Annotated in this window: 17 protein-coding genes; 9 read left to right on the forward strand and 8 right to left on the reverse strand. The window is 55.3% G+C overall.

Annotated elements, in window-relative coordinates:
• Window positions 1–3: 3 nt before the first annotated feature.
• From JQU52_RS10575 to gatC, 5 genes are all read right to left on the reverse strand, one after another.
• Window positions 4–480 (reverse strand): LPS-assembly lipoprotein LptE, encoded by a 477-nt coding sequence (locus JQU52_RS10575; protein ID WP_230338449.1) that lies wholly within the window; start codon window positions 478–480, stop codon window positions 4–6.
• Between the two features lie 153 nt (window positions 481–633).
• A complete protein-coding gene (gene gatB / locus JQU52_RS10580; RefSeq protein ID WP_230338450.1) occupies window positions 634–2,061 on the reverse strand; it encodes an Asp-tRNA(Asn)/Glu-tRNA(Gln) amidotransferase subunit GatB in 1,428 nt (475 codons plus the stop codon).
• A gap of 83 nt (window positions 2,062–2,144) precedes the next feature.
• Window positions 2,145–2,876, reverse strand: a complete 732-nt coding sequence (locus tag JQU52_RS10585) for a DUF4850 domain-containing protein (protein WP_230338451.1) — start codon at window positions 2,874–2,876, stop codon at window positions 2,145–2,147.
• A gap of 165 nt (window positions 2,877–3,041) precedes the next feature.
• A complete protein-coding gene (gene gatA / locus JQU52_RS10590) occupies window positions 3,042–4,490 on the reverse strand; it encodes an Asp-tRNA(Asn)/Glu-tRNA(Gln) amidotransferase subunit GatA (RefSeq protein WP_230338452.1) in 1,449 nt (482 codons plus the stop codon).
• A gap of 74 nt (window positions 4,491–4,564) precedes the next feature.
• Window positions 4,565–4,852, reverse strand: a complete 288-nt coding sequence (gene gatC / locus JQU52_RS10595; protein ID WP_230338453.1) for an Asp-tRNA(Asn)/Glu-tRNA(Gln) amidotransferase subunit GatC — start codon at window positions 4,850–4,852, stop codon at window positions 4,565–4,567.
• A gap of 197 nt (window positions 4,853–5,049) precedes the next feature.
• Between gatC and JQU52_RS10600 the strand changes: the two genes are divergently transcribed.
• The 9 genes from JQU52_RS10600 to JQU52_RS10640 all read left to right on the forward strand — a co-directional run bounded on the left by JQU52_RS10600 (window position 5,050) and on the right by JQU52_RS10640 (window position 13,647).
• Window positions 5,050–6,090, forward strand: coding sequence for a rod shape-determining protein (locus JQU52_RS10600; RefSeq protein WP_230338454.1), 1,041 nt, complete (start codon window positions 5,050–5,052; stop codon window positions 6,088–6,090).
• A gap of 30 nt (window positions 6,091–6,120) precedes the next feature.
• A complete protein-coding gene (gene mreC, locus JQU52_RS10605) occupies window positions 6,121–6,993 on the forward strand; it encodes a rod shape-determining protein MreC (RefSeq protein WP_230338455.1) in 873 nt (290 codons plus the stop codon).
• Window positions 6,990–7,490, forward strand: coding sequence for a rod shape-determining protein MreD (gene mreD / locus JQU52_RS10610; protein WP_230338456.1), 501 nt, complete (start codon window positions 6,990–6,992; stop codon window positions 7,488–7,490). Before mreC ends, mreD begins: the two co-directional genes overlap by 4 nt.
• Window positions 7,487–9,526: a penicillin-binding protein 2 gene (gene mrdA / locus JQU52_RS10615; protein WP_230338457.1), complete on the forward strand. Its 2,040-nt coding sequence runs from the start codon at window positions 7,487–7,489 to the stop codon at window positions 9,524–9,526. The genes mreD and mrdA overlap by 4 nt, the downstream gene beginning before the upstream one ends.
• 50 nt (window positions 9,527–9,576) lie before the next feature.
• On the forward strand, window positions 9,577–10,629 hold the full coding sequence (gene rodA / locus JQU52_RS10620) for a rod shape-determining protein RodA (protein WP_230340567.1): 1,053 nt from the start codon (window positions 9,577–9,579) through the stop codon (window positions 10,627–10,629).
• A 24-nt stretch (window positions 10,630–10,653) separates the two neighbouring features.
• A complete protein-coding gene (locus JQU52_RS10625; RefSeq protein WP_230338458.1) occupies window positions 10,654–11,295 on the forward strand; it encodes a MarC family protein in 642 nt (213 codons plus the stop codon).
• A gap of 218 nt (window positions 11,296–11,513) precedes the next feature.
• Window positions 11,514–12,269, forward strand: a complete 756-nt coding sequence (gene modA, locus JQU52_RS10630; protein ID WP_230338459.1) for a molybdate ABC transporter substrate-binding protein — start codon at window positions 11,514–11,516, stop codon at window positions 12,267–12,269.
• 26 nt (window positions 12,270–12,295) lie between these two features.
• Window positions 12,296–12,967: a molybdate ABC transporter permease subunit gene (gene modB, locus JQU52_RS10635; RefSeq protein ID WP_230338460.1), complete on the forward strand. Its 672-nt coding sequence runs from the start codon at window positions 12,296–12,298 to the stop codon at window positions 12,965–12,967.
• Entirely contained in the window at window positions 12,964–13,647 is a 684-nt protein-coding gene (locus JQU52_RS10640; RefSeq protein WP_230338461.1) for an ATP-binding cassette domain-containing protein, read from the forward strand. Before modB ends, JQU52_RS10640 begins: the two co-directional genes overlap by 4 nt.
• Window positions 13,648–13,897: 250 nt before the next feature.
• Here JQU52_RS10640 and JQU52_RS10645 read toward each other — a convergent pair whose 3' ends face one another.
• The 3 genes from JQU52_RS10645 to JQU52_RS10655 form a co-directional block, all read right to left on the reverse strand.
• Window positions 13,898–14,326 (reverse strand): TOBE domain-containing protein, encoded by a 429-nt coding sequence (locus JQU52_RS10645; protein WP_230338462.1) that lies wholly within the window; start codon window positions 14,324–14,326, stop codon window positions 13,898–13,900.
• Between the two features lie 81 nt (window positions 14,327–14,407).
• Window positions 14,408–15,067, reverse strand: coding sequence for a response regulator (locus JQU52_RS10650; RefSeq protein WP_230338463.1), 660 nt, complete (start codon window positions 15,065–15,067; stop codon window positions 14,408–14,410).
• On the reverse strand, window positions 15,064–16,959 hold the full coding sequence (locus JQU52_RS10655; protein WP_230338464.1) for a type IV pili methyl-accepting chemotaxis transducer N-terminal domain-containing protein: 1,896 nt from the start codon (window positions 16,957–16,959) through the stop codon (window positions 15,064–15,066). The genes JQU52_RS10650 and JQU52_RS10655 overlap by 4 nt, the downstream gene beginning before the upstream one ends.
• Between the last annotated feature and the right edge of the window lie 147 nt (window positions 16,960–17,106).

Genomic DNA, 17,106 nt, shown 5'->3' on the forward strand with positions numbered 1-17,106 from the left:
AGCTTAAGGCTTGGGCAGATAGGCCAAGCGGCGCACCATTTGCCCGGCGGCATCGGCGCGCATTTCACGCCAAATTTGCGCTTCTTCTTCCTGCTTACCCAAAATTTCACTGTCGGCATACGCCATATAGCGCTGTACTTGCACGCTGATGGGCGCACCCAAAGGCTCGCCCGCACGCCAAGCTTGGGCATCCACGCGCAGGTTCAGCATATACTCAATGGTGTTGCCGCCGATATTGATGGCGGACACGTCTTTTTGTTGCCGCACATCCAGCACTTTCAACGACACTTCGGGGTTAGTAGCATCCAGCCGCACATTGCTTTGGCGGCGCAAGGCATTTTCCAGCGCCGTTTGCATGGTGCCGCCATCCACCGCCCATACCTGATAATGCAGGGCATTGCCCAAAGGCACGCTGCCTTTCAAGTGAAAACCGCAGGCGCTTAAGCACAACAGCAGCGCCAAACCTAAATATTTTTTCATGTTTATCCTTTTTTGCTGCGCTGTGGCTGCAAGAGCATTCAGGTAGCCTGAAATCTAGCCAAATGACACTCTTGCGGCTGAAGCGCTGCTTCAGACTGGGCTCCTGCCTACGCAGGAGCGACGCAATTGCGTTGGGCCGAAATGCCAGCCTATTTAAGCCAATTTGGCCTGCAATAATTCCTGCACTTGCTGCGGATTGGCCTTGCCACGGCTGGCTTTCATCACTTGGCCCACCAGCGCATTAAAGGCTTTTTCTTTGCCCGCCTTAAATTCTTCTACCGATTTGGCATTATTGGCCAATACTTCGTCAATAATCGCTTCGATGGCGCCGCTGTCGGTCATTTGCTTCAGGCCGTCGCGCTCGATAATCGCCTCGGCATTCAAATCGCTTTCCCACATGGCTTCGAATACTTGCCGCGCCAATTTATTGCTTAAGGTACCGTCGGCGATTTTGGCCACCAAACCGGCCAAACGCGCCGCATCAATCGGGCTTTGCGCCAAATCCAAGCCGGCTTTATTTAAAGCTGCCGCCAATTCGCCGTTCATCCAGTTGGCCACCAGCTTGCCTTGCTGCGAAGCTTGAGCAGCGGTTTCAAAATAGGCTGCCTGAACGCGGCTGGCGGTGAGCAGGCGCGCATCGTAGTCGGATACGCCGAAATCGGCCACAAAGCGCGCCGCCATTTCCGCGGGCAATTCGGGCATATCGGCCTGTGCTGCGGCCATTTGCGTATCGGAAATGATTACCGGCAATAAGTCCGGATCGGGGAAATAGCGGTAGTCGTGCGCGTCTTCCTTGCTGCGCATGGCGCGGGTTTCGCCGCTATCGGGGTCGAACAGGCGCGTTTGCTGCACTACCTTGCCGCCGTCTTCAATCAATTCAATTTGGCGCGCTACTTCATAATTGATGGCCTGCTCCAAAAAGCGGAAGGAATTGAGGTTTTTAATTTCGCAGCGGGTGCCGAATTCGGCCTGCCCCAGCGGGCGCACCGACACATTGGCATCAATGCGAAACGAGCCTTCGGCCATATTGCCGTCGCAAATATTCAGCCAAGTAACCAATGTGTGCAAGGCGCGGGCATAAGCCACCGCCTCGGCCGCCGAGCGCATTTCCGGCTCCGACACCACTTCCAGCAAAGGCGTACCGGCACGGTTTAAATCGATGCCGGTGAACTCCGGAAACGCATCATGCACCGATTTGCCCGCATCTTCTTCCATGTGCGCACGGGTAACATTGATGGTTTTTAATGCCTCGCCCACCACAATTTCCAGCTTGCCATGCTCGATAATCGGCAAATCCAATTGGCTGATTTGATAGCCTTTGGGCAAATCGGGATAGAAGTAGTTTTTGCGGTCGAACACGTTTTTGCGGTTGATGGTGGCGCCCAGCGCCAAGCCCAACTTAATCGCCTTGTTAATCACTTCGCGGTTCATCACCGGCAACACCCCCGGCAACGCACATTCCACCACGCTGGCATGGGCATTGGGCGCAGCACCAAAAGCCGTAGACGCACCGGAAAAAATTTTCGATTGCGTGTTGATTTGTACATGGACTTCCAGCCCGATTACGGTTTCCCAGCTCATTTACTCAGTCTTTCTTGCATGTATTCAAATAATGGCAGCAGGCTTAACAGGCTACCTGAAACCCGTTTTTTAATATCAATACCTTATCTTTGTGGCAACAACCAATTCAGTATCGGTTGCGCCAAATCGCGTTGTGTCGATGGCAAGCTCAGTTCGGCCTTCCAAAACGGCAAATCGGCATCGCGATTGTAATACGCCAAACCATCAATGCGCTGGCCGTTTTTAGTGGCACTGTAGCCGATAAAATGCGGGCGTAAGCGCACCTGTTGCAGCGGTACATCGGTGCCGGTATACGCCAAAAAATCATTGGCGGCGGCATCTTTTGCCGCTTCGGGGAAAAACGCCGAGGCGGCCATTTGTGCACAGCCTACACAGGCCGAGGTGTGATAAAACTGCACATAGCCGCTGTTGTTTGGCGGCATAAACAGCAAGGATTCCGAGCCGTTAGCACCCAGTCCGCCCGCCACCGGCTGCCAGCCGCGCGGCACCAGCAGCCAGCCAAAGCTGTGGTAATACGCTGCCACTTGTTGGGTTTGTGCCGGTGTGATGGCCGCTTTAAACGACAAGGTTTCTTTTTGGGCTGGCCGCAAATCCAGCATGCCATCGGCTGCCGGATTGCTCATGCGCAAGCCATAAGCCGGCACCGCTTGCCCGTTTATCCGGATTTCCCCTAAGGGCAATACTTGCGGCGCTGCCGTCTTATCCACACTGGCATCCACACCCAGAATATAGGTTTCACCTGCGGCGGCCGCCAATCCTGGCAACAACAAACCGCTGATATACAATGCCAATGCCCAACGACGGATGTTTATCATGTGTTTACCTCTGCTCAGTGCAAGATTGATTAAGTGACCATAAGGTAATACGGATTTTCAGGCAGCCTGAACAAACAAAATAGCCTATCTTACGTTACCGTATTCTTCAAACAAACATCGGATTCAAAAATCCGACCTAGCGCCGATAATGCTGACAACCCTGCATTACACCGGCGCTTTGGTGTGCCAGTCGCTATTAAGCTGCATTTGGTGCGCCACATTCAATAAGCGGCTTTCGGTAAAGTAGTTGCCAATCAATTGCACGCCGATGGGCAGGCCGTTGCGGGTGAATCCGGCGGGCAGGCTGAGCGCGGGCAGGCCGGCGAGGTTGACGGCGATGGTGAAAATATCGCTTAAGTACATTTGCACCGGGTCGTTGATGTCGCTGCCCAGCTTGGGGGCGGCGGTGGGGGCTACCGGGCCTAAAATCACATCACATTGCGCCAAGGCTGCCTGAAAGTCGTTGGCCACCAAGCGGCGCAGTTTTTGGGCTTTTAAATAATAGGCATCGTAATAGCCGTGGCTTAATACATAAGCGCCAATCATGATGCGCCGCTTCACTTCGCTGCCAAAGCCTTCGGCGCGGCTGTTGCTGTACATTTCGTCCAGATTGGCAAATTCGGCGGCGCGGTGGCCGTAGCGCACGCCGTCGTAGCGCGACAGGTTGGTGCTGGCTTCGGCTGAGGCCAAAACATAATAAGCGGGAATGGCCAGCTCGGTTTGCGGCAGGCTCACGTCCACCATTTGCGCGCCTTGCGCCTGCAAGAGCTGAATGGCGTTTTGCACGGCCTGTTGCACTTCGGCGTCGACACCGCTGCCGAAATACTCTTTGGGCAAGCCCACTTTCAGGCCGTGCAGTGGCTGCGCCAAATCGCGGCTGTAGTCTTCGGTGGGGCGCTCTAAGCTGGTGGAATCGCGCACATCAAAACCGGCCATGGTGTTGAGCAACAAGGCGCAGTCTTCGGCGGTTTGCGCCATCGGCCCGGCTTGGTCGAAGCTGGAAGCATAGGCCACCATGCCAAAGCGGGACACCACGCCGTAGGTGGGCTTAATGCCGGTGATGCCGCAATGCGCGGCAGGCTGGCGGATGGAGCCGCCGGTGTCGCTGCCCAATGCGGCCGGTGCCAACCGCGCCGCCACCACGGCAGCCGAACCGCCGGAAGAGCCGCCGGGCACATGCTCGTGTTGCCATGGGTTGCGGGTAGCACCGTAAAACGAGGTTTCGTTGGTGGAGCCCATGGCAAATTCGTCCATATTGGTGCGCCCCAGTGTGACCATGCCTGCATTGAGTAGGTTTTGCACCACGGTGGCGGTATACGGAGCGATAAAATTGCCCAGCATTTTGCTGCCGCAGCTACTTTGCCAGCCTTGTTGGCAAAATACGTCTTTATACGCCATCGGCACGCCGGTGAGCAGATGGGCGCCGCCGCCCGCCAGGCGGGCATCGGCGGCTTGGGCTTCGGCCAGCGTGGCGGCTTTATCTAAAGTAATGTAGCCGTTGATGGCCGGATTGCGCTGCTCGATTGCGCTAAGGTATTCCTGCGCCAGCTCCACGGCGGAAATTTGTTGGTCTTGCAGCAGTTGGCTGGCTTGCTTCAGGGTGTAATGGGTCATGGTGCGGGGTCACTTTTTACAATGGTTTTTAGGGCTGCCTGAAAATGTTCAGGCAGCCTTAATACAAGCGGGAACTATTCAATCACCTTAGGCACCAAGTACAGCCCGCCCGCCACCTGCGGCGCCACTTGTTGATAGCGCTGGTGCTCGTCGGTTTCGGTCACCACATCGTCGCGCAGGCGCAAAGCCAGCTCGTGCGGGTGCGCCATCGGCGCCACACCGTCGGTGTTTACCGCCTGCATTTGTTCTACCAGTGCGAAAATATTGTTCAGCTCGGCCAAGGTGTTTTCGCATTCGGCCGCAGACAAGCGCAAACGCGACAGTTTGGCGATTTTTTCAACATCAGCAAGGGTCAGTGCCATTGCAAAATCCTTAAAATATGGTTTAGCAAAACCCGCAAACTGGGGTATCATTGCGCGTTTGTATCCGCAGACAATATGGCTGCGAATTATAACCGAAATCCCTTTTTTGCGGCACGCCCATTTTGTCTGCCACGGCAAACCGCGCGCCCGGCGCCACCTTAACACAGCTACCTGTTTGAATCAGCTTAGGAATTTACATGTTTCGCTTTTTAACCCAGTATTTCTCCAACGACCTTGCCATCGATCTTGGCACTGCCAACACACTAATCTACATTAAAAACAAAGGTATTGTACTGAACGAGCCTTCGGTAGTGGCGGTGCAAAACGACATCCCCAACGGCAAAAATGCAATGCTGGCGGTGGGCGCGGAAGCCAAAAAAATGCTGGGGCGCACACCGGGCAGTATCCAAGCCATCCGCCCGATGAAAGACGGCGTGATTGCCGACTTCAACGTAACCGAAAAAATGCTCAAGCAGTTTATCAAAAATGTGAACAACAGCCGCTTCGCCGCTTCGCCGCGCATTGTGATTTGTGTTCCTTGCGGCTCTACACAAGTAGAGCGCAAAGCGATTCGCGATTCAGCCTTGGCCGCCGGTGCCTCCATCGTAAACCTGATAGAAGAGCCGATGGCCGCTGCTATTGGTGCCGGCTTGCCGATTGAAGAGCCTACCGGCTCCATGGTGGTGGACATCGGCGGCGGCACCACCGAAGTGGGCGTGATTTCGCTTTCCGGCGTGGTGTATTCGCATTCTATCCGCGTGGGCGGCGACGCCTTCGACGAAGCCATCATCAATTATGTGCGCCGCAATTACGGCATGCTGATTGGCGAAGCCACTGCCGAAGAAATCAAGAAAAACATCGGCTCAGCCTTCCCGGGCATGGAAGTGAAAGAAATCGAAGTAAAAGGCCGCAACTTGGCCGAAGGCATTCCGCGCGCGTTTACCATCACTTCCAACGAAGTGCTCGAAGCCTTAACAGAGCCGCTCAATCAAATTATTCAAGCGGTTAAAAATGCGCTGGAACAAACCCCGCCTGAACTGGGTGCCGATATTGCCGACCGCGGCTTGGTGCTCACCGGCGGCGGTGCCTTGCTTAAAGGGCTGGACCGCCTGCTGTCGGAAGAAACCGGCCTGCCGGTGATGATTGCCGAAGACCCGCTCACCTGCGTGGTGCGCGGCTCCGGTAAGGCGCTGGATATGATTGGCAAAATGAATTCCGTTTTTGTGTCCAATCCCTAATCCGCCCACCGCCCGCGAGAGCACGCCGTTATGGCCGAGCCGTCACTGAATTTTGTCCATCAGCGCATCCGCCCTGCCAGCAAACTGGTGTTATTCAGCTTGCTGGCGGCGGTATTGATGATGCTGGATAATCGCTACGCCCCCATCCACCAAGCCAAATCCCACATTGCCACCGCGCTGTATCCGCTGCAATGGCTGGCCAACAAACCCTGGGCGGCGGTGCAAAACGGCATGGGCTACCTGAAAAACCAGCACGCTCTCAATAGCCAAAACCAGCAATTGCAAGCCGACAATGCGCGTTTGCAAATCCAGCTGCAACAACAAACGGCGCAAATTCAGGCTTTGGGCGGATTGGCAGCGGTAGAAAAACTGCAACAGGCGGCGCTGCCGCAGGCACTGGTGGCGAAAATCATCTCTACCGGTAAAAATCCACTAACGGACAAGGTGATTATTGACCAAGGCAGCCGCCAAGGCGTTCGCTTGGGCGATCCCGTCACCGACGCCCATGGTTTGGTGGGGCAGATTTCATCGGTGCAGCCGTTTAGCGCCGAAGTCACCTTGCTCACCAACAGCCAAACCGTGGTGCCCGCGATGGTGAGCCGCACCGGTGTGCGCACCTTGATTTATGGCCGTGCCGGTGGCGTGGATTTACGCTACTTCCCCGCTGATGCCAGCTTGCAGGCACAGGATTTATTGGTTACTTCCGGGCTGGACAGCATTTATCCGGCCGGTATTCCCATTGCCACCGTACAAGAAGCCCAAGCAGGCAACGGCTCGCCCTACTACCGCGTGCAATTAAGCCCCGCCGCCCAAAGCGGCAGCGCCCGCTTTTTGCTGGTTGTACCGCAACAAAACACCGTGACTGCGCAAGCCGCATCCGATAGCCCATCTGCAGCACCATGACCCAATTTGACAACATCTACCGCCACACCCGCAAACGGCTGATTGCGGCCAGCTTTGCTGTTAGCTTGCTGCTGGATTTTATGCCCTTGCCGCTGCCGTTTGCTTATTGGCTGCCTGAATTTACCGCCTTGATGCTGATTTTCTGGCTGCTGCACCGGCCGCAAAACATCGGCATTAGCATGGCCTTTGTGATTGGCTTGTTGCTTGATATCGGCTCTGGTGCACCACTGGGGCTGCATGCGCTGGCGTTTATTCTGGCCGCCTATCTGGTGCACCGCCAACAGCGCCAAATTCTACTCTATGCTTTTGGCATGCAGTCGTTGGCGGTGTTTGGCGTGTTAATGCTGATTCAACTCAGCGTGATGGCGGTCTATTTTCTTAACGAACATCAATTTGGTAGTTGGGGGCTGTTGATTTCGCCCTTTATCGGCGCCTTTTTATGGCCTTTACTGAATAATCTGATGCTCACCTTAACCAGCATCCGCCGCCGCTCATGAACTCCTTGCAATTTCGCACCCGCTCGACCCAATTGCGCTCGCGCAGCCGCCGTGACCACAGCATACGTGTACTGGTGGCATTGGGTCTGATTTTGCTGTGCTTTTGCTTATTGATTGCCCGTTTCGTGTGGCTACAGGTGGTGAAGCACGAAGACTTTATGGTGCAGGCCACCCAAAACCGCATTTCATTGATTCCCACTCCGCCCACCCGTGGCGAAATCGTGGATGTCAACGGCGTGGTACTGGCGCACAACTATCCGGCTTATTCGCTGGAAATCATTCCCAACCAAATTCCGGGCAAAATGGAAGACACCATTGCCGCGCTGCGCGAATATGTCGACATCACCGATGGCGACATCCGCCGCTTTCAGCGTTTCCGTGCCGACTTCCGCTCCTATGAAAAAGTGCCGCTCAAATTAAAATTAAGCATCGAAGAAGCCAGCAAAATGGCGGCGCAGCTCTACCGCTTCCCCGGCGTGGAAATCAATGCGCGCACTTTTCGCGATTATCCTTACGGCCCGCTCACCGCCCACATCATCGGCTACATCGGCCGCATCAGCGACCGCGACATGAAAAAGCTGGACGAAGAGAACTTAACATCGCTCTACCGCGGCAGCACCCATATCGGCAAAATGGGGCTGGAAGACTATTACGAACGCCAGCTGCACGGCCTGCCCGGCTATCAAGAGGTTGAAAAAGACGCCCAAGGCAATATCGTGCGTACGCTAAAATCGGTACCCCCCACCACCGGTCAAACCCTTAAGCTCGCGCTCGATATCCGCGTGCAGGAAGAAGCCTACCGGCTGATGGCCAACCGCCGCGGTGCCGTGGTGGCGATCAACCCGCAAACCGGCGGTATTTTGGCGTTTGTGTCCAAGCCCAGCTACGACCCCAATCTGTTTATTGACGGCATCGACAGCGAAACCTGGAAAAGTCTGAACGAAGATTGGCAACGCCCGCTGATTAACCGCGTTACCCAAGGCATGTACCCGCCCGGCTCCACTTTCAAGCCATTTATGGGCATGGCGGCGCTGGAGAGCGGCCACATCAGCCAAACCACTGTGCTGCCCTCGCCCGGCGCTTGGAGCATTCCCGGCTCCAGTCACCAGTTTCGCGATTCCGTGCGCAGCGGCCACGGCTCGGCCAACCTCAGTAAAGCCATTCAGGTTTCTTCCGACACCTTTTTTTACCGCCTAGGCTATGAAATGGGGATTGATAAGGTGGCGCCGTATTTGGCTCAATTTGATTTAGGCCAGCAAACCGGCATTGATTTGAACAACGAATACCGCGGCATCCTGCCCACGCGCGAATGGAAAGAAAACCGCTTTGCCAAATCCAAACCATCGGTACGCGCTTGGCAGCCCGCCGATATGGTATCCGCCAGCATCGGCCAAGGCTACAACACCTATACGCCCTTGCAAATGGCGCACGCCACCGCCATTCTGGCCAACGACGGCGTGGTGTTCCGCCCCCATTTGGTGAGTCAATTATTGGATCACAACAGCCAGCAAATCACTCTGATTGACCCCAAACCGGTTAAAACGCTGCCGTTTTCACGCAGCAATTTCGAGTATGTGAAACAAGGCATGGTGAAAGTATTGCAGCCCGGCGGCACCGCCTGGCGCATCGGCCAGGGTTTGCAATACAGCATGGGCGGCAAAACAGGCACCGCGCAAGTGGTGCAAATCAAACAAGGCGCCAGCTACAATGCCGCGGCCTTGGCCGAACAACACCGCGACCATGCTTGGTTTATTTCATTTGCACCGGTCAACAACCCGCAAATTGCGGTGGCGGTGATTCTGGAAAACGGCGGCTGGGGCGCCAGCGCTGCACCTGTGGCACGCGGTTTGAGCGACTTTTATCTATTAAAACTCAAAAATCTGCCCCAAAGCAGCACCCCGGCGCCCGTACCGGCCAGTGATGCGGCTTGGCTGAACAACGACGCACTGATGGACGAAGAAAAAAACAACCGTCATACCGTACCGCCCCTGTTGCGCGCCTTCCGCCCGCAAACCGCCTCGGATACCGCCCCGTGAATACCGATACCCAGTGGATAAAACAACTGTGGGCGCGCCTGTGGGCGCCCATGGACGTATGGCTGTTTTATGCCATGCTCGCCATTTATGTGATGAGCCTGTTTTTGCTCTACTCCGCCGATGGCCAAGATTTTGGCCAGCTGGAAAACAAAACCCTGCATACCATTATGGGCTTTGTGCTGCTGTGGGGGATTGCCAAAACGCCACCGCAAATTCTGAGCAATTTTGCGCCGCCGCTGTATTTGCTGGCCGTGCTTTTGCTGCTGGGGGTGCATTTTTTTGGCATTACGGTGAACGGCTCCACCCGTTGGCTCAACTTGGGCGTGGCACGCATCCAGCCCTCGGAAATCATGAAAATCGCCCTGCCGATGATGGTGGCGTGGTATTTCCAAAAACACGAGCTGGGCTTGCGCTGGTATCACTATTTCTGCGCTTTGCTGCTGATTATGGTACCGGGCGCGCTGATTTTAAAACAACCTGATTTGGGCACCGCCACGCTAATTATGGCCTCCGGCCTATTTGTGGTGTTTTTTGCCGGGCTGCCGTGGAAAGCCATTTTTGCCGCCATTATCGGCTTTGCCGCCTTATTGCCTTTGGTGTGGCTCTACGGCATGCACGACTACCAGCGTACCCGTGTGCTCACCTTATTTGACCCCACCAAAGACCGCTTGGGTGCGGGCTACCATATCCTACAATCCATGACCGCCATCGGCTCAGGCGGCGTGTGGGGCAAAGGCTGGCTGGGCGGTTCGCAAACGCATCTGGATTACATTCCCGAATCCACCACCGATTTTATCTTTGCCGTTTACGGCGAAGAATTCGGTCTGATCGGCAATCTGTTGTTGTTGGCGGTGTACACCTTTATTCTGTCACGCGGCCTCTACATCACCTTGCGTGCCCCCACACTTTACAGCCGCACGCTCGCCGGTGCCATCACCATGACCTTGTTTTGCTATGTATTTGTAAATATGGGCATGGTGAGCGGTATTTTGCCGGTGGTGGGCGTGCCCTTGCCGCTAGTAAGCTACGGCGGCACTGCCACGCTGTCGATTATGGTGATGATTGCCATGTTGATGGGCATTGGCAATATGCGCAAACGTTAATGTTAATGATGAAATGGCCCAATCATGAGTTTTGAAGTCAGCAAAATCCTGCTCGCCTTTTTGGTGTTGATCAATCCTTTGGCCGCACTCACCATTTATCTGGATGCCACCGCCGACTACACCCGCGCCGAGCGCCGATCAGTGGCGCGCATTTGTGCCATCAGCGTTTTTATTATTATGGTGATCTTTACCCTCAGCGGCCAATACATCCTCAAAGGGCTGGGCATTTCGATTGGTGCGTTTCAGGTAGCCGGCGGCTGCTTGGTATTTTTGATTTCATTGTCATTAATCAACGGTAACAACAACCCCAGCAAACCCAAAATCGGCATAGACGAAAACAGCACGCTCACACCCAGAATCAGTAAAAACAGCATAGCGGTGGTACCACTGGCCATGCCGATGGTCATCGGCCCCGGCGGCATTTCCACGGTGGTGATTTATGCTTCCAGCAGCAAAACCTATTGGCACACACTGTCGATTATCGCCGCCAGCCTCATCATCAGCATCATCTGCTACCTCACCTTACGCGCTGGCAACCGGGTTAGCCGCTATCTGGGCAACACCGGCATGAACATTCTCAACCGGGTCATGGGCTTGCTGCTGGCCGCAGTGGCAGTGGAAATCATGGCCGCCGGATTAAAGGCCATTTTCCCCAATTTAAGCTAAAAGCCGATATGCCCAAACTGCGCGGCGCAGTGTAAAACATTTTCAGGCAGCCCTTTAAAAGGCTGCCTGAAATAATGTAAAACCCCAATTTCTTTAAAATTGCCACCCAGCGAGCTACGTCTTTTGAACTATTAAACGGCTTAAGCCTTTATGCCTGTGGTGAGACACACTGATTTTTGCTATTGTTGCCGCTCGTTTCCCCTGCCGAAAGCCTTGTCATGCCTTCCCGCTCCCACCGTTTGTTTGCCTTTGCCACGCTGGCTTTGTTGGCTTTGCCGCTGAGTGCCAAAGATTTGCTGGTTTCTGCCGCTGCCAGTTTGAGCGATGCGTTTAAAGAAATCGGCAGCCAGTATCAGCAACAAAATCCGGGCGTTACCGTGCGTTTGAATACCGCCGGCTCCGGCACTTTATTGCAGCAATTGCTGCAGGGTGCGCCGGTGGACGTGTTGGCCACGGCCGACCAACAAACCATGGATACCGCCGTGGCCAAGCAAGCGGTGCAGCCGGGCAGCCGCAAAACTTTTGTGCGCAATGATTTGGTGTTGGTGGTGCCCGCCGCCAGCGCCTTGCGCCCGCAGCAACTGAGCGATTTGCAGCAAAGCGGCATTGCCCGCATTGCCTTAAGCAATCCGGACAGCGTGCCGGTGGGGCGCTATGCCAAAGCGGCGCTGAGCAAGGCCGGTTTGTTTGAGCGCTTGCAGCCCAAAATCATCACCACCCAGAATGTGCGCCAGTCGTTGAATTATGTGGCGCGCAAAGAAGTGAACGCCGGCTTTGTTTACCGCACCGATGCCGCGCTGATGCCGGATAAAGTGCGCGTTACCGCCACCGTGGCCTTGGATACGCCGGTTTCTTATCCGATTGCCGTCACCAGCAGCAGCCGCCAAAAGGCCGAAGCACAGCGGTTTGTGGATTTTGTGCTGTCACCGGCCGGGCAAAAAGTGCTCCAAAAATACGGCTTTAGCCGCCCTTAATGGCATGTTTACACACATCATTAACTATGCTGAATAATGTTTGGCCTGCCTTAAGCTTGTCGCTCAAAGTGGCGTTTTGCGCCACTTTGCTCAATTTGCTGCTGGGCGTGGCCGTGGGCTTTGTACTGGCGCGGCGGCGCTTTATCGGCCGCGACCTGCTCGACACCCTGCTCACCCTGCCGATGGTGATGCCGCCCACTGTGTTGGGCTATTATCTTTTGGTGCTGTTCGGCCGCCACGGCGTGCTGGGGCAAAGCTTGCAGCAGTGGTTTGGCGTGAGCCTGATTTTCACTTGGCAAGGTGCGGTGCTGGCGGCAATGGTGGTCACCTTCCCCTTGGTTTTCAAACCCGCACGCGCGGCTTTTGAAGGCGTAAACCCGCAGTTGGAGCAAGCGGCGCGGGTATTGGGGCTGCCTGAACGCGCGGTTTTCTGGCGCGTTACCCTGCCCTTGGCTTGGCGCGGTATTTTGGCGGGTTTGCTGCTGGCGTTTGCCCGCGCCTTGGGCGAATTTGGCGCCACATTGATGATTGCGGGCAGCATTCCCGGCCAAACCCAAACCTTGTCGATTGCCGTATATGAAGCGGTACAAGCAGGCAATGATGTGCTGGCCAACCAACTGGTGCTGCTGATTTCGGCGGTGTGCGCCACCATTTTGTGGCTCACCAACCGCCTGGCCAAACCAAGGCAGCACACATGAACAACACCCCCTACGCCTTTGATTTTGCCTTTGCCACCCGGCTACCGGGCGGTAACAGCCATTTTGAGCTGGATGTGCACTGCCAAAGCCGCGCCCAGCGCTTGGCAATTATCGGCCCTTCCGGTGCAGGGAAAAGCCTGATTCTGCAATTGCTGGCGGGGCTGCTGCGCCCGCAAAGCGGCCATGTGCGCATCAACGGCCACAACCTCGGCGATACCGCCAGCGGCTATTGGCCGCCGCCGCAACAGCGGCAAGCCGGGCTGGTGTTTCAAGATTACGCCTTATTTCCGCATTTAACCGTGGCGCAAAACATCGCCTTCGGCCTAAAGATTGGCCTGCAAAACCCGCCACACACCGCCGATGCCCTCACCCGCCAATGGTTGGAACGCATGCAACTGCAAGCCGTGGCCGCACATTATCCGGTGCAGATTTCCGGCGGCCAACGCCAACGCACCGCACTGGCCCGCGCCTGCATCACCCGCCCGCAATGGCTGCTGCTGGACGAGCCTTTTTCGGCGCTGGATAGCGGCTTACGCACACAAATGCGCCAGCTGGTGGCCGAATTGCAAGCCGAGCTGGCGGTACCGATGCTGCTCATCAGCCACGACAGCGCCGACACCGAAATGCTGGCCGATGCGGTGGCCGATATTCGGCAAGGTCGTTTACAGTATTGTGATTGAAGGCCTGCCACATTAACTTCATTCATCTGAAAATAAGAAACGCGTACGTGAAGCCTTGTTCACGCACGCGTTTTGCTTTTATTGCTTGGCGGGCCAAGCGTTTAACACCACCTTGCCGTATCTGCCTGTGCAGGTGCGGCACATTTTTAAGGCTGCCTGAACGGTAAAACTGTAGGCCGGATTCTTGAATCCGGCGCTTCTTCAAAGAACAAAATGGTGTTGTTTTGATCTATTCGGCCAAAAACCATGCTTAAGCCAATGCCCCCAACACCACTTGGCTGGCATTAAAAATGGCGGTGGCCGGTTGCCCCGCGTGCAAGTCTAGATTTTCGCTGCTGTAGAGGGTGATGGTGGCGGTGAGCTCAATCTCGCCGGGCAAGCTTAAGGTGACCACGTTGTTTACGCTGCCGGTTTCAATGTGTTTGATGGTGCCTTCAAGGCTGTTTTCGGCGCTCAGTTGCAGCGGCGCCAAGTCGGTTACCAGCATAATCGACGATGCTTTCACCATCACCACCACCGCGCTGCCCACAGTGAGCTTGAGCGCGGCGGCACCGGCACGGCTCACCAACGCGCGTACGCGGGTGCCACCGGCGCAGGCCACGGTAACATACTGCAAGCCGCCCGTGTCTTCGATGGTTTCAATCGTGCCGCTAAATTGGTTGCGGGCGCTGCTTTTCATGGTTCTTTCCTTGGTTTAGCCTACTGGGTGAGCTGGCTGGGTGAGCTGGATTAAGGCTGCCTGAAACCTGCAATTTTCAAATTAATCTTGCGGTTGCGGCACTTTATGTTGCACGGCAAACACGGCGGCTTGCACGCGGCTGCTTAATTCGAGCTTGCGCAAGATGTTTTGCACATGCACTTTAATGGTGGATTCGGCCAAATCCAGCTTGCGGGCAATGATTTTATTGCTGTGTCCGGCAGCCAAATGGCCGAGAATTTCCAGCTCGCGCGGGGTAAGGCTGTCTAAAACGCTGGTGGGTGCGGCCGCTTGCGGCTGAATCAGCGATTGCACCAGCCGCGCGGTCATTTCCGGGGAGAATACATTGTCGCCATTGGCGGCTTTTTTAATCGCGTCCACCAAGAAATCGGCATTGATGTTTTTGAGCAAAAAGCCGCGCGCGCCCAAGCGCATGCATTCGGTGAGGTCTTCGCTGTCTTCGGATACGGTGAGCATCACCACGGTTTGCTGCGGCTGGCTGCTTAAAATTTGTGCCAAGGCTTCACGCCCGTTCATCACCGGCATATCCAAGTCCAGCAGCACCACATCGGGCTTGTGCTGCTCCACCAATTTCACGCCGCTTAGGCCGTCGGCCGCTTCGCCCACCACTTCGCAATCGGCTTGGCGTGCCAACAAGGCTTTGATGCCGCTGCGAAATAAGGTGTGGTCGTCGATTAAAATAATGCTGATTTTGGGGTTCATGCCAGGTTTCTTTCTTGGTGGGGCAGGCACAGGCGCACTTGGCTGCCGGTGCCCGGCTGTGATGTGATATTAAGGCCAGCGCGGATGCGTAGGGCACGTTCGCGCATAATCCCGAGACCAACATGGCTGCCTGAAAGCTTGGCCAAAGCGGCGGTGTCAAAGCCGCAACCGTTGTCGGTAATGGTCATGGTGAAGTCGTGTTGATTATCAAATTCGATTTTCACTTGGTCTGCGTGCGCATGTTTGCGGATATTCGACAGGCTTTCTTGCAGGATAAAGATAAACTGCAATTGCTGCTCGGCATTCAGCGGCGGGCCGGTGCCTTGCCAGCGCACATTGGTGGCCACATGGGTTTGCTGCTCGAAGCGCTGTGCCAAGGTGCGCACGGCTTCGGTAAATTCTTTACGGCTGATTTTGGTGCGAAAATTCAGCAGCAGCTCGCGCACGTCTTCATAGCATTCTTGTACGCCGTCTTTGATGAATTGCACATTTTCCGCCGCTTGTTCGGGCTGTTGCGCGGCCAATGCGCTTTCGAGCATTTGTACTTGTAAATTTAAGAAAGTGAGCGTTTGGGCAATGCTGTCGTGCAGCCCTTGCGCCATCAGATTGCGCTCTTGCAGCACCGCCAATTGGCGGCTTTCTTCGGCCAAGCGGATATTGGCTACCGCCACGCCAAAATTAAGGCATAAGGCATTGAGTAATTGGCCGGTAGCGGTGGCCAAGGAATACGGCTGGTCAAAATACAAGGCCATCACCCCCAGCTCTTGCTCATTGTGGCGGATATGAAGCAAATGCAGATATTGAAAACCGGATTTTTCACAGCCGGTGGGCAGGCCGGTGCTACCATCGGGCATAGGCAGGCCAAAGCGGATGGGTTGCCAATCGCCACTTTGCACCGCTTGGCCGCAAAAGCAATCGTCTAAGCGCTGGCAGGCTTCGGCGCTTTGTAAAGCTTCAGGCAGCCCGATTTGTGCCACTAAATCCATGCGTTGGCGCTGAAAATCAACCAAGCGCACGCTGCCCGCCTGTGCAGGCACAAGAGCCATGATTTTGCTGAGAAAACCTTGCGCGGCGGCTTCGATGCCGGTGGTTTGGTTTAGAAAGTGCAAAAAGAAATACAGTGTTTCCAGGGTGTAATTTTTGTCGGCCAAATCACGGGTTTTGTCGGCCACTTGCTGCTCAAGGTTGGTGTAGAGCTGCTGCAGCCGCGTGCTCATTTGGTTAAAACCGTCATCTACTTGGGCAAATTCAGTGGCCTTGTCGCGCGGCACCTGTACGCCGAAATTGCCATCGTGAATCGCCACCACCCCACGCTGCAAAGCCTCCAGCGGTTTGATAATCCACAAATACAGCAACACCACCATTACCCCGGCGCTGAGCAGCACCATCGCCAGCAGCCCACTTTGAAACAGCCGCAGCCATTCGGTGTTGCGCGCATTCACTGCTTCCACCGCCAACACCAATTTGTCGATACTGCCCACAAATTGCTGTAAGCGCTCGTTGTGCACCGCTTGCGGCTGGGTTAAGGCTGCCTGAAACAGGGGTTTCATTTCTTGCTGCCATTGCTGCTGCAAGGTGGCCATATGGGCTTGCACTTCGGCTGTGGGCGGCAAAAACAAGGGGCGCGACGGATCGCCTTTGACCAAGGTGGCCAAAGTGGCATCGAAACGCTGGATTTTTTGGTTGATTTCGGCGGCAGGCCGGTTTTCATACACCAGCAAGCCGAGCCGATAGGTTTGCATACGCAAACTGCCCGCGTCATTGATTGCCGCTGCGCCGCCTTCCAAACGCCACGACAACAGCAAAGTGAGCACAATGGATGCCACCGCCACCGCCACCCACAACAGGGTAAGCAGTTTTAAACGGGCAGACAGGCTTTTGGTGTACTTCATAAAAGATAAACCGGCTTGAGGGTAAGGAAAACAAGGCTTCACACTATGGCGTATTTATCTGGTTTTGCCAATAGCTTACCCGCAGCGGCGGGCCAGTATTTGAGAGGTAGAAGAATCAACTTAATCAGCTGGGTTTGGCCAATTATG

The sequence above is a fragment of the Paralysiella testudinis genome (genome assembly GCF_016894345.1).
GTDB lineage: Bacteria > Pseudomonadota > Gammaproteobacteria > Burkholderiales > Neisseriaceae > Paralysiella > Paralysiella testudinis.

Bases quoted from the DNA above. Each gene is read 5' to 3' on its own strand.
- mreD (WP_230338456.1), top strand. From the start codon at position 6,990: ATGACCCAATTTGACAACATCTACCGCCACACCCGCAAACGGCTGATT.
- gatA (WP_230338452.1), bottom strand. From the start codon at position 4,490: ATGACCCATTACACCCTGAAGCAAGCCAGCCAACTGCTGCAAGACCAA.
- rodA (WP_230340567.1), top strand. From the start codon at position 9,577: ATGGACGTATGGCTGTTTTATGCCATGCTCGCCATTTATGTGATGAGC.
- modA (WP_230338459.1), top strand. From the start codon at position 11,514: ATGCCTTCCCGCTCCCACCGTTTGTTTGCCTTTGCCACGCTGGCTTTG.
- JQU52_RS10575 (WP_230338449.1), bottom strand. From the start codon at position 480: ATGAAAAAATATTTAGGTTTGGCGCTGCTGTTGTGCTTAAGCGCCTGC.
- mrdA (WP_230338457.1), top strand. From the start codon at position 7,487: ATGAACTCCTTGCAATTTCGCACCCGCTCGACCCAATTGCGCTCGCGC.
- JQU52_RS10585 (WP_230338451.1), bottom strand. From the start codon at position 2,876: ATGATAAACATCCGTCGTTGGGCATTGGCATTGTATATCAGCGGTTTG.
- gatB (WP_230338450.1), bottom strand. From the start codon at position 2,061: ATGAGCTGGGAAACCGTAATCGGGCTGGAAGTCCATGTACAAATCAAC.
- JQU52_RS10655 (WP_230338464.1), bottom strand. From the start codon at position 16,959: ATGAAGTACACCAAAAGCCTGTCTGCCCGTTTAAAACTGCTTACCCTG.
- JQU52_RS10650 (WP_230338463.1), bottom strand. From the start codon at position 15,067: ATGAACCCCAAAATCAGCATTATTTTAATCGACGACCACACCTTATTT.
- mreC (WP_230338455.1), top strand. From the start codon at position 6,121: ATGGCCGAGCCGTCACTGAATTTTGTCCATCAGCGCATCCGCCCTGCC.
- JQU52_RS10645 (WP_230338462.1), bottom strand. From the start codon at position 14,326: ATGAAAAGCAGCGCCCGCAACCAATTTAGCGGCACGATTGAAACCATC.
- JQU52_RS10600 (WP_230338454.1), top strand. From the start codon at position 5,050: ATGTTTCGCTTTTTAACCCAGTATTTCTCCAACGACCTTGCCATCGAT.
- gatC (WP_230338453.1), bottom strand. From the start codon at position 4,852: ATGGCACTGACCCTTGCTGATGTTGAAAAAATCGCCAAACTGTCGCGT.
- modB (WP_230338460.1), top strand. From the start codon at position 12,296: ATGCTGAATAATGTTTGGCCTGCCTTAAGCTTGTCGCTCAAAGTGGCG.
- JQU52_RS10640 (WP_230338461.1), top strand. From the start codon at position 12,964: ATGAACAACACCCCCTACGCCTTTGATTTTGCCTTTGCCACCCGGCTA.
- JQU52_RS10625 (WP_230338458.1), top strand. From the start codon at position 10,654: ATGAGTTTTGAAGTCAGCAAAATCCTGCTCGCCTTTTTGGTGTTGATC.